The organism is Antrihabitans auranticaus, from assembly GCF_016481275.1.
Classification (GTDB): domain Bacteria; phylum Actinomycetota; class Actinomycetes; order Mycobacteriales; family Mycobacteriaceae; genus Antrihabitans.
In genome coordinates, this window is record NZ_JAEMNW010000011.1 from 108,311 (window position 1) to 120,572 (window position 12,262).

A 12,262-nucleotide genomic window follows, 5' to 3' on the forward strand; every position below is an offset into this window, starting at 1 on the left:
TGAAAGTTTTCCTGGTCTCGTCGCAGCTGTGGTGACGGCCACGTATCCAGTCGGTGTCGGGGTGTTACATCTGGGTTTCGTCAATTTCTATCGGATGACAGAAACCTCACCGGCCTGCGCGCACAGGGGTAATTTCGCGGACAGTGCCACAATGAACTACGTGGCTAACCCCGGACCCGGCCGACCCCGGCTCGAACAGCGTCGACGGCCCGGCCCCACGCCGCGCGCGGAGATACTCGACGCTGCCGCAGAGCTTTTCACCAGCCGCGGTTACGCGAACACGTCGACGCGCAGGATCGCGGACGCCGTCGGAATCCGGCAGGCGTCGCTGTACCACCACTTCGGGACAAAGGACGACATTCTCGATGCGCTGCTTGCCGAGACCATCGCCGAGCCCATCGCGCTGGCCGAATGGTTGCTGCAGAACGTAGGCGATCCCGTTGCGAAGCTCTACGCGCTGGCTTTGTTCGACACCGCCCAATTGTGCTCGAGCAAGTGGAATCTCGGGGCGCTGTATCTCCTGCCCGAACTGCGGACCGAACGCTTCGAGTCGTTCCGGGTGCGGCGCGACGATCTGCGCGCCCACTACGCCGAGTTGGCCAAAGCGGTGATCGCCGCCGGCTCGGAGGTGGACGAGGGTGCGCAGTACCTGCCGTTCCGGCTCGTCGAGACCGTCATCAACATGCGCTCGGACGACGGCACGTCACCCGAGCACGCGCCGCGGCTGATCCCCGGCGCAGCCCTGCGGGTGATCGGCTGGACGGGCGACCTCCATGCGGTCCGCGCCGAGGCCGAAGGCTTGCTCGAACTGCGGGTCTCGCGCTAGCCGTTCTCGGCCGCGGACTTGATTCTCGAGAGGGTGGAGTTCATACCGTCGACGAGCGCGACCTCGAAGCTGGTGTTTCCGCCCAATGCCTTCTCGATGCCGAAACTCGAAATCCACGAGGTGCCGGACGGCGGGATCTCGCGGCGCTGGGTGAGTGTCGAGCCGTTCGCGTTCGGGGTGATCTCGAACGACCACACACTGCGGTTCTCCAGCACGCGGAACGCGATCGTCTTGTTCGGTTCGAACCGAACAACCTTCGACGTGGTCGGCCAGTACTTCCAGCCCTGCTTGTTCAGGTTGATGGTCCGCGTGCCCGCGCGCACCTTGCCCAGCGGCTGCATCCGCCTGCACTGCGGGCTCCACTCCGGCATCCGCTTGAGGTCGGATACGACCTCCCACACCTGGCCCGGGGGCGCGGCGATGTCGATGGATGCTTCGAGATTCTTGGCGTTTGACATACCGACAGTATTACCGCAGGTCGGCGACACGCCCCGCGCGCCTCACGCGTAACACGTAATACTCGGAGCAGTATCGACGATGGAGGAACTGCAACACAGATTTAACAACTGCCTCTGCCCGCGATACCCACGGAGTGATCGGTCGTGAAATTGCATTCGATCCTGCGCCGCCACGGCGACAGCGCCATCCCGATACTCGAGACCGCCCGCCTACAGGGCAAGCCGAAGTCATGGCCGGGCGAGAAGCTCGAACGCCTGCTGACCCCCGGCGAGATCGACCAGGTTCTGCACCACCGCGTCTGAGGTCCGCCGGGGGTTCGGTAGCTGCGACCTGCTCATGGTCGGCATACTCGAAGGGTGACGGAACCGCGCGTTCGTAATGAATCATCCGCGCAAATCAAACCTGCAATTCTCAGCGTCGACGACGACCCGGGCGTATCCCGCGCGGTCGTCCGTGATCTGCGGCGGCACTACGGCGAAAACTATCGAATCGTCCGGGCGCAGTCCGGCGCTGACGGCCTGGCCGCGCTCAGGGAAATGAAGCTTCGCGGCCAGGCGGTGGCGGTGCTGCTCGCCGATTACCGCATGCCGGAAATGAACGGCATCGAATTTCTCGAGCAGGCCATGGACATCCACCCGTTTGCTCGACGGGTCCTGCTCACGGCGTACGCGGACACCGACGCCGCCATCGATGCCATCAACGTCGTCGACCTCGACCACTACCTGCTGAAGCCGTGGGATCCGCCGGAGGAAAAGCTGTATCCGGTGATCGACGAACAGCTCGAAGCGTGGTTGTCGACCGATCAGCGGCCGATCACCGAGACGAAGATCGTCGGGCACCGCTGGTCGGCCCGCTCGTCTCAGGTCCGCGAGTTCATGGCGCGCAACCAACTGTCCTATCGCTGGTACATGTCCGACGAGCCGGAGGGGGTACGCCTCCTCGAAGCGGCGGGCGCGGACGCCGACCACCTGCCTGTCGTCGTGACTGCCGCCGGAAACGCGCTCATCGATCCGACGGATGCCGAACTCGCCGACCGCGTCGGCCTCAGCACCACGCCTGCTCGTGACTTCTACGATTTGATCGTCATCGGCGGCGGGCCCGCCGGGCTGGGCGCCGCGCTCTACGGCGCATCGGAGGGGCTGCGAACCGTTCTCGTCGAGCGGACTGCGACAGGTGGTCAGGCAGGCCAGAGTTCGCGCATCGAGAACTATCTGGGTTTTCCCGACGGTGTGTCAGGGTCCCAACTCGCCGACCGCGCCCGGCGGCAGGCTGCGAAGTTCGGCGCCGAAGTCATCACGACGCGTGACGTCGTCGGTCTCGAAGTGAACGGTTCCGCGCGGACCGTCCGCTTCGCCGACGGGAGCAAGCTCGATGCCCACACTGTCATCGTCGCGACCGGCGTCACGTACCGGAAGCACCCTGCCGCCAGCGTCGACGATTTCACCGGCCGCGGCGTGTATTACGGGTCCGCGATGACGGAAGCACCACGCTGCGCGAACGAGGATGTCTACATCGTGGGTGGCGCGAACTCGGCAGGACAAGCGGCGGTGTACCTTTCGCGCAGCGCGCGGTCGGTGACGATCGTGGTGCGCGCCGATTCGCTGGACAAGTCCATGTCCCACTACCTGATTCAGCAGATCCAGGGCATCGGAAACATTAGGGTCCGCCTGTGCACCGAGGTGATCGGCGTCGAGGGTGACACGCATCTCGAGCGAATCAGGTTGCGGGACAACGCGGGAAATATCGAGGAGACGGTGAGCGCCGGCTGGCTCTTCCTCTTCATCGGTGCCGCGCCGGGCACAGAATGGCTGGACGGCGTCGTCAAGCGCGACAACCGCGGGTTCGTTCTCGCCGGTCCCGATCTCGGCGCGAAGCCACGCGGCTGGACCCTCGAACGGCCCCCGCACCATCTCGAGACAAGTGTCCCAGGGGTATTCGTCGCAGGTGATGTCCATGCGGAATCGGCGAAGCGCGTCGCGTCCGCGGTAGGAGAAGGAGCGATGGCAGTGATGCTCGTGCACAGATACCTGGCCATGCCGTGAAAAGGGAAATGCCGTGAAGACCGAATTGCCCTGCGACCCCGCAGAACTGCAGACGCTGTTCCTTTTCGAGAAGCTCGACGACGAACAGCTTGCCTGGCTGTGCCGCGACGGCCATATCGAAGAGATCGAGCCAGGCGTCGTCTACCGCGAAGGCGAACTGGCCACGTGCTTCTACGTCCTCTTGTCGGGTGAGCTCGCATTGCGAAAGCTTTCCGGTGGTGAGGATATCGAGACCGTGCGGACAGATCATCGGGGCTCGTATTCCGGTGCGTGGAGTGCCTACCTCGGCGATCGCGTCGAGCAGAAGTACCAGGCGTCGATGTACGTCACGAAAACGGCACGCTTCTTCGTCCTCGATGCGGGCACCTTCGCCCGGATGATGCAGAAGTGGTTCCCGATGGCGGTACACCTGCTCGAAGGTGTGTTCTTCGGTAATCAGAACGCCCGCATGGTCATCGACCAGCGCGAACGGCTGCTTGCCCTCGGGACGCTGTCCGCAGGTCTGACGCACGAACTCAACAACCCTGCGGCAGCGGCTGTCCGTGCGACCGCGCTGCTACGCGAACGGGTCGCCGGCATGCGGCACAAGCTCGGAATGATCGCCAAGGGGAAATTCGATCCAGCCGAACTGGAATCGCTGATCAGACTGCAGGAGCAAGCCGCAGAGCAGGTGGCAAAGGCTCCCACTCTGACGCCCATGGAGGAATCCGATCGCGAGGACGTCCTCGGCGAGTGGTTCGAGGATCGCGGAATTGCCAACGGCTGGGATCTTGCGCCGACGTTCGTGCAAGCGGGCTTCGATGTCGGCTGGCTCGAGCGGGTCGAAGCGACGATCGGTGACGACGCGGATTTCGTGCTCGAGGGCGCGATCAGGTGGCTGAACTACACCATCGAAACCGAACTCCTGATGAACGAGATCGCCGATTCCACCAACCGAATCACGTCGCTGGTCAGCGCCGCGAAGCAGTATTCGCAGATGGACCGCGCGCCGTTCCAGGTGGTCGACGTGCACGAGTTGCTCGACAGCACCCTCGTGATGCTGGAACGAAAGATCGGCACGGGCATCGAGGTCGTCAAGGAATACGACCGGGGGCTGCCGCTCGTGCCCTGTTACGCGGCCGAGCTGAATCAGGTCTGGACCAATCTGATCGACAACGCGGTCGGCGCCATGGGTGGCAGCGGTGTGCTCACCGTGCGGACCTACAAGGAGAACGACTGCGCCGCAGTAGAAATCGTCGACACCGGTCCCGGCGTGCCGGAGGCAATCCAGAGCCGGGTCTTCGAGCCGTTCTTCACGACGAAACCCGTCGGCGAAGGGACCGGTCTCGGTCTCGACATCTCGTTCCGGATCGTCGTCAACAAGCATCGCGGCGACATTCGGGTGGAATCGAAGCCGGGGAACACACGGTTCATCGTTCGGCTGCCGCTCACGGCGGCCAGGGAGGAGAGCGAAGATGACGCAGGGAATTGATCCGTCGGTCGCACCGAGTGGCGCGGGTTGTGTCGAGTGTGACGGCGCCGGCGGTTGGTGGTTTCACCTGCGCCGCTGCGCGCAGTGCGGGCACGTCGGCTGTTGTGACTCCTCACCCGCCCAGCACGCGTCCAAACATGCGCGCGAATCCGGGCACCCGTTCATCCAGAGCTACGAACCGGGCGAGGACTGGTACTGGAATTACGAAACCGAGCAGATGTACGACGGACCGGTCCTGACGGCACCCGTGCACCATCCGGTCGAGCAGACCGCGCCCGGACCCGCCGACCGACTGCCGCGCGATTGGCGCAATCACCTGCATTAGCGGTTAATCTCCGATGGTGCCCGCACATGCCCTCGCGATCGCCTTCGCCCTCGCCGCCGCACTCTGCATCGCCGTCGGCGCCGTTCTTCGACAGCGCGCGGCGGCAAAGGTGCCCGACGACGAGCTCGGCAAACTCGGAGCCGTCGGTTCGCTGACCCGCGTGCCGCTGTGGTGGGCGGGGACACTCGTCGGTATGGGCGGCTACATCTTTCAGGCTGCAGCCCTCGGTAAAGGTTCGCTGCTCTTGGTCCAGCCGCTGCTGGTCACGTCATTGCTGTTCGCCCTTCCGCTCGGCGCGTGGCTGACGAAGCGGTCGATCGCACCGCGCGAATGGGCCTGGGCGGGTGCGCTGACCGCAGCAGTCGCGATTCTGGTCGTCGTCGGCGATCCGCGTCCGGGTGAGAATCACGCCGAAGCGCTGCACTGGGCCATCATCGGAATCATCGGATTGCCGCTGCTCGCAATGTGTCTGCTGACCGCTCGCGCGCGGACCGGTGCCCAGAAGGCAGTGCTGCTCGGCGTTGCCGCCGGCGCGCTGTTCGGTGTTGCGGCGGTGCTGACCAAGGGCGTGGTCGCGGTGGCGAGCGAAGGCGTCGGTGCGCTGCTCACCTCACTCGAGACCTACGCGCTCATCGTCGTCGGGATAACCGCAACTGCGGTGCAGCAGAACGCCTATCAGGCCGGCGACTTGCAGGCCTCGCTACCGGCTTCGACTGTCACCGAGCCGGTGATCGCGACGGCACTCGGCTTTGCCGTACTCGGCGAGTACCTGGACGCCGACAAGGAGGTCGCGCTGCTACTGGTCGCCGCGCTGGTCGTTATGGCTGTCGCAACGATTGCGCTCGCCCGCGAGTCCGGTCGCAGCGAGCAGGCCGTGGCATAGTCCGTGGCCGCTGATTCGGCCTATCCGCTGCCGCCACGTCCACGTGGGCGGCAACTACTGATTTCTGCTCCTGCGCTCGGAACCCGTTGGAGCGCGGGACTGCGGGCCGCCGTCGCATTCGGTGCGCCTGCGCTGGTCTGCACGGCACTCGGCTATCCCCACGAGGCGCTGTCGGTGATTCTCGGCGCATTCGCGGTGCTCTACGGCGAGAACCGGCCCTACCGAGTCCGTGGGCGTGCCGTGCTGATCGCAGGTGCCTGCCTTCTGGTCTCGGCGACCCTCGGTGCACTTGTCGCACATAGCGATCCCGCTACAGGCCGGGAATTCCACATCCTCGAAGTGGCATTGCTCAGCGCGATCGCGGTGGTCGGCGTCTTCGTCGTGGATGCAGGTCGCCTCGGGCCGCCCGGCTCGTTCTTTTTCGTGCTCGTGTCGGCGGTCGGGCTGCTCATGGCACGGTCCGGAGTATCGGTGGCGGTAATCATGAGTTGCACGGTGATCGGCGTTGCCTCGTCCTTCGTCGTCTCGATGGCGGGAATGCTCCGCGATCCGCACAAGCCGGAACGGACCGCGATTGCAGCGGCCTGTCGCGCGATCGACGAGTACTGCGCCGTCCGGGAACGCGGCGAACCGTTCGGCGGCGTCCGCTACCGCGCGGCCGAGGCGCTGTGGAACGGGTGGGCAGCGGGTTACGACGCCGGGCAGAACCACGAGCAGATGCAGACGCTGCTGGCCGCGCATCGGAAGTTCATGGGATTTCGCGAACCTGTTCCGGATGGGGCGCAGGAGGATGGCCAGGCCTTTCAACTCGGCATCCCGTTGCCGCGACCGTCACTCGGCTTTCGGTTCCGGCGGTCTCTCGCGATGGACTCACACGCCGCCACGACCGCCGTCAAAACTGGAGTCGCCTGCGTCGGCAGCGGCGGAATCTGTGTGATCCTGGACCTCGGCCGGCCCGACTGGGCAATCATCGGCGCAGTTCTGATCCTGCATCAAGGCCTCGATCGAGTGTACGGAACTGTTCGCGGAGTGCACCGATTCGTCGGAACAGCACTCGGATTGGTGGTCTTCGCAGGATTGCACGAGGCCGGGCTGAGCGGATACGCGCTGATCGTCGTTCTCATGTTGTTGCAGTTCCTGATCGAACTGTTCATCGCCAGCAACTACGCGATCGCGGTCGCGTTCATCACGCCGCTCGCCCTACTCGTCGGCAGCGCCGGTCATGCCGACAGCCCGATCGGACCGATTGTTCGGGACCGGTTCGTCGAGACGACGCTCGGCGTGCTCGTCGCACTGATCGTGCTCTGGGCGGTCTTACCCCGCGCCTACCGGCGAACCTTTCGCTGGACGAGAGCCCGTGTCCTCACCGTCGCTTGCGATCTGCTGCACAATCTCGAGGCTGACCCAGCCGCCCCCGAAGTGCGTGCGCTGCGGCGAGACCTGCAGTTCGAATTGATCGGCTCGGAAAAAAGCGGAATCGATGCGGCGCACAACGATCGCGGCTGGACCGAGCGGAACTGGCCCGTCCACGCGGCGGCCAACAGACTCGGTCAAGATTTGCTCGCCGCCTGCTGGGCTGCGCCGGGCGGCCGGCTACCGGATCCGGACCAGTGGGAGTCGAGGTTGCGCCGTCTCGCCTGACAGGTTCGTACGCGACGCAAGCGGGTCGCCGTTAGTCTGGCTGCAGGTGTTGTCGGCCTATGCGGGATGGGCTGACTGGTCGGGTACTGGTCAGGTTGTTCACTGGGTTGGAAGGTCGAGGTTCGATTTCCATGGTGCGTGGATCGACTGAGCAGCGTCTCGCAGCGTGGTCGACGGCGTTCGCCTCGGTCGGCGCGATTGCAACGATTGCTCTGACGATCCTCGGCACATCGGTCGGTTACATCGTGCCGATGCTCGTGGTGGTGTCCGTGCTTGCATTGGCGTCCGCGATTGCGATGGTTGTGGGTATCAAGGCGAATCAGCCCGTCGACGCGTTGCCGTGGCGAGTGATCGTCGTATCGAACGGCATTGCGGGACTTGCTCTTTCGATGTGGTTCGTCGACCTGCCAACCATCGCTCCCGCGCTGCGCGCACTCGGCTTCGGGCCGTTGTTCCTGACCGGTCTGGCTGCGGTGTTCTGGTTGCGCAGGGAAGGTGGCCCGAGCATTCCGAAGGTTGCTCTCGACGCCACGCTCGTCGCCCTCGGAACTGCGCTCGCGGGTTGGGCCGCTTTCGTCACACCGGTGATCGAGCGGACCGGCAACGCTTTCGATGCGCCGCTGCTGAGGCTTGCATGCCTGGCGCTCGACGCCGCCGCGTTCATGGTCGTCGTTCACCTCTGCATCGCGAAGGGGCTGTCGAACCGGGCATACATCCTCGTCGCCGCGGCGGTCGTCGCGACTGCGACTGCTGTCGCGCTGCTGCTGGCCAGTAAGGCCTTTCCGCAGAGCGTCGATCCGGCGGCGGTCCTGTACGTCCTCCCGTTCGCCTTCTGCTGCTACGCGGCAGCGACACTGCACCCCTCGATGGCACAGCCGGCGGCTTCGATCGCGGCACACGTCGACCGGTTCTGGGGCCGATTCACCGTTGTCGCCACGGTGCTGACCATTTCCGTGCTGATGGCGGTCATTTTCCAGCCGGTCGGTCAGGTCGACCGCCTCACCCGCCTCGCCCTGTTCGCAACGCTGTTCATGACGGTGCTGATCCGCAGCGAATACGCAGTCGAGGCAAGTGAGAGAGGTAAGGCGGAAGCCCGGGCCCGGGCGAACCACGACGACCTGACCGGCCTGCCGAACCGTGCCGCGCTTTACGTGGACCTGACTTCCGCTCGCGTCAGCGACTCAGGTTGCTGTCTGCATTTCATGGATCTGAACGACTTCAAACTCGTCAACGACAGCTTCGGGCACCGCGTCGGCGACGAACTCATTTCGCTAGTCGCCGAGCGGGTGGTCGCAGCTGTGGGAGACGCCGGAACGGTGTATCGCTATGGCGGCGACGAGTTCGTCATAGCGTCGTGGAGCATGGACCGCTGCGCCTGCACGGTTCCTGACGAGACCCCGTCAACCGCATCGTGCGGGGGCGACCCCTCGAAGACTGTCGCCGACGAGATCCTCACCGCCATGAAACAACCTTTCGAATTGAGCGTCGGCCGCGTGTTCATTTCGACGTCGATCGGCATCTCGTTCACCAAGCCGGGTTCGATCCCGAATGTGGACGACCTGATCCGCGAGGCCGATTCGGCGATGTACCACGTCAAGGCCACCGAACCCGGCGGATACGCGATGTTCGACGACAAGCTCCGCGCTATCGCGGTGTCCGAACTCGCCATGACCGGTGCGTTGCGCGGGGCTGTCGAGGGCGAGGAATTCGAGCTGTATTACCAGCCGATAGTCGAACTCGCGACCGGCGAGACGGTCGCCTACGAGGCCCTGTTGCGCTGGCACCTCGATGGCCGGCTCGTCGGTCCCGCCGAATTCATGCGGTTTGCCGAGTCGTCGGACCTGATCGTCGAGATCGGCGAATGGGTGCTGCGGTCCGCGTGCCGCCAACTCGCGCAGTGGCGGGCGGACCGGCCGTCCTTGCGGATCGCGGTCAACGTCTCCGCACGCCAACTCCGCGGCCGCGCGATCCTGGAGTATGTCCGAGACGCATTGCAGGAGAACGGGTTACCAGGTTCGGCGTTGTGGCTGGAGTTGACCGAGACTGCACTGATCGAGGACCATCCGTCGGCGCTGGGTCTGCTCAACGACCTGGTCTCGATGGGCGTCACCATCTGTATCGACGATTTCGGGACCGGGTACTCGGCGCTCGGCAATCTGCAGCGGTTCCCGATCGAGATCGTGAAGATCGACAAGTCGTTCATCGAGGCGGCCGAGCGTGACAGGCGGATGTTCGTTCTCGCGTCGGCGATAGAGGTGCTCGCCGAAGCGCTCGAGCTGTCGAGTGTCGCCGAGGGTGTCGAGAACGCCGCGCAGGAAGCGAGGGTGCGCGCGATCGGCTGCACGTACGCCCAGGGCTGGTATTACGGAGCGCCGGTTGCGGCCGCCGCGGTGACGCGAGCGAACGACCTCGCGAAAGAGCTTGCCACCGGCTCGGAGAATTGACGCGGCTTCGCTCGTGGCGGAATCGTCGGCGCGACCTTGCACTCGACCACCCCGAGTGCTAAAAAGGCAGTTGGCACTCTCGAACCGTGAGTGCCAGGTCGGGACGGTGAGGCCGGGAGAATGACACCCCGGTCGTCCGTCGCGGGCACCGAGCCTGGCCAGCAGCGTCTATGGGGCGACCTGTAAGTGGTTGCCCTGCGTGTCAACCTCAATATCCCGGAGGATCACTTCGCAATGGCCAAGATCATCGCGTTCGACGAAGAGGCACGCCGTGGCCTCGAGCGGGGCCTGAACGCCCTCGCCGACGCAGTCAAGGTGACGTTGGGCCCCAAGGGTCGCAACGTTGTTCTGGAAAAGAAGTGGGGCGCCCCCACGATCACCAACGATGGTGTTTCCATCGCCAAGGAGATCGAGCTGGACGACCCGTACGAGAAGATCGGCGCTGAGCTGGTCAAAGAGGTCGCCAAGAAGACCGACGACGTCGCTGGCGACGGCACCACCACCGCCACCGTTCTCGCCCAGGCACTCGTTCGCGAGGGCCTGCGCAACGTCGCGGCGGGTGCAAACCCGCTCGGCCTGAAGCGCGGCATCGAAAAGGCCGTCGAGGCCGTCACCGCTCAGCTTCTCGAAAATGCCAAGGAGGTCGAGACCAAGGAGCAGATCGCTGCCACCGCGGGCATCTCGGCCGGCGACCCGTCCATCGGCGAACTCATCGCCGAAGCCATGGACAAGGTCGGCAAGGAAGGCGTCATCACGGTCGAGGAGTCCAACACCTTCGGCCTGCAGCTCGAGCTCACCGAGGGCATGCGCTTCGACAAGGGCTACATCTCGGGCTACTTCGCGACCGACGCAGAGCGTCAGGAAGCGGTCCTCGAGGACGCCTACATCCTGCTCGTCAGCTCCAAGATCTCGACGGTCAAGGACCTGCTTCCGTTGCTGGAGAAGGTTATCCAGTCCGGCAAGCCGCTCGCGATCATCGCCGAGGACGTCGAGGGCGAAGCTCTCTCCACCCTCGTCGTCAACAAGATCCGTGGCACCTTCAAGTCTGTCGCCGTCAAGGCTCCCGGCTTCGGTGACCGCCGCAAGGCGCAGCTCGCCGACATCGCCATCCTCACCGGTGGCGAGGTCATCAGCGAAGAGGTCGGCCTCTCGCTGGAGACCGCAGGCCTCGAGCTGCTCGGTCGCGCACGCAAGGTCGTCGTCACCAAGGACGAGACCACGATCGTCGAAGGTGCCGGCGACGCCGATGCCATCGCAGGTCGCGTGAGCCAGATCCGCGCCGAGATCGAGAACAGCGACTCCGATTACGACCGTGAGAAACTGCAGGAGCGCCTGGCCAAGCTGGCCGGCGGTGTTGCGGTCATCAAGGCGGGCGCGGCCACCGAGGTCGAGCTCAAGGAGCGCAAGCACCGCATCGAAGACGCGGTCCGCAACGCGAAGGCCGCCGTCGAAGAGGGCATCGTCGCCGGTGGTGGCGTGGCTCTTCTGCAGGCGTCTCCGGCACTCGACAACCTCAAGCTCGAGGGCGACGAGGCAACCGGCGTGAACATCGTGCGCGTTGCGCTCGAGGCTCCGCTGAAGCAGATCGCCTTCAACGCAGGCCTCGAGCCCGGCGTTGTGGCGGAGAAGGTCCGTAACCTGCCTGCAGGACACGGCCTCAACGCTGCGACCAACGAGTACGAAGACCTGCTCGCGGCCGGCATCGCCGACCCGGTCAAGGTCACCCGCTCGGCGCTGCAGAACGCGGCGTCCATCGCGGCTCTGTTCCTCACCACCGAGGCCGTTGTGGCCGACAAGCCGGAGAAGGCCGGAGCGCCCGCGGGCGACCCGACCGGCGGCATGGGCGGCATGGACTTCTGAGTCCACACCGCACGGTGTAGTCGAACAACTCGAAACCCGGTCCACCGCAAGGTGGGCCGGGTTTTGCCGTGTCTGGGGTCCGTCCAGTCGCACCCGGCCCGTCCGTTCGCACCCCGGCTAGGGGGTCGCACCCCGGTTGGGCGGTCGCACCCCGACTAGGGAGTCGCACCGGCTTTAGGGCCAGAAACTCGGGCGGATTCAAGCGGTGGTTGCAACAGCGGGTGGATTTGGTGGATTGGACAGTAGCTCGTCGAGGACTTCGGCCGGCTTTTTCCAGCCGAGAGTTTTGCGGGGGCGGTTGTTGAGTTGCG

At 65.0% G+C, this 12,262-nt stretch carries 10 protein-coding genes; 9 read left to right on the plus strand and 1 reads right to left on the minus strand.

Annotation, left to right across the window (positions count from 1 at the left end):
* The first annotated feature begins 160 nt into the window (after positions 1–160).
* Complete coding sequence (locus tag JGU72_RS28435; protein ID WP_307828645.1) at positions 161–826, plus strand: TetR/AcrR family transcriptional regulator; 666 nt, start codon at positions 161–163, stop codon at positions 824–826.
* Here the strand turns inward: JGU72_RS28435 and JGU72_RS28440 are convergent.
* Entirely contained in the window at positions 823–1,284 is a 462-nt protein-coding gene (locus tag JGU72_RS28440) for an SRPBCC family protein (RefSeq protein ID WP_199687656.1), read from the minus strand. The two genes, JGU72_RS28435 and JGU72_RS28440, sit on opposite strands and share 4 nt — an antisense overlap.
* Before the next feature lie 144 nt (positions 1,285–1,428).
* Between JGU72_RS28440 and JGU72_RS28445 the strand changes: the two genes are divergently transcribed.
* The 8 genes from JGU72_RS28445 (at position 1,429) to groL (ending at position 11,951) form a co-directional block, all read left to right on the plus strand.
* Positions 1,429–1,587: a hypothetical protein gene (locus JGU72_RS28445; RefSeq protein ID WP_199687674.1), complete on the plus strand. Its 159-nt coding sequence runs from the start codon at positions 1,429–1,431 to the stop codon at positions 1,585–1,587.
* 93 nt (positions 1,588–1,680) lie between these two features.
* Entirely contained in the window at positions 1,681–3,327 is a 1,647-nt protein-coding gene (locus tag JGU72_RS28450) for an NAD(P)/FAD-dependent oxidoreductase (protein ID WP_199687673.1), read from the plus strand.
* 13 nt (positions 3,328–3,340) lie between these two features.
* On the plus strand, positions 3,341–4,798 hold the full coding sequence (locus JGU72_RS28455) for an ATP-binding protein (RefSeq protein WP_199687657.1): 1,458 nt from the start codon (positions 3,341–3,343) through the stop codon (positions 4,796–4,798).
* Positions 4,782–5,123, plus strand: coding sequence for a UBP-type zinc finger domain-containing protein (locus JGU72_RS28460; protein ID WP_199687658.1), 342 nt, complete (start codon positions 4,782–4,784; stop codon positions 5,121–5,123). Before JGU72_RS28455 ends, JGU72_RS28460 begins: the two co-directional genes overlap by 17 nt.
* A 16-nt stretch (positions 5,124–5,139) precedes the next feature.
* A complete protein-coding gene (locus JGU72_RS28465) occupies positions 5,140–6,006 on the plus strand; it encodes a DMT family transporter (RefSeq protein WP_307828643.1) in 867 nt (288 codons plus the stop codon).
* Positions 6,007–6,009: 3 nt separating this feature from the next.
* The gene (locus tag JGU72_RS31360; protein ID WP_199687660.1) at positions 6,010–7,647 is read left to right on the plus strand and encodes an FUSC family protein; all 1,638 of its coding nucleotides are present in this window, start codon (positions 6,010–6,012) and stop codon (positions 7,645–7,647) included.
* Positions 7,648–7,778: 131 nt separating this feature from the next.
* Entirely contained in the window at positions 7,779–10,091 is a 2,313-nt protein-coding gene (locus tag JGU72_RS28475) for a putative bifunctional diguanylate cyclase/phosphodiesterase (protein ID WP_233533156.1), read from the plus strand.
* 234 nt (positions 10,092–10,325) lie between these two features.
* Positions 10,326–11,951 carry a chaperonin GroEL gene (groL, locus tag JGU72_RS28480; protein ID WP_199687662.1) on the plus strand — a complete coding sequence of 542 codons (1,626 nt, stop codon included), beginning with the start codon at positions 10,326–10,328 and terminating at the stop codon, positions 11,949–11,951.
* Positions 11,952–12,262: the final 311 nt, after the last annotated feature.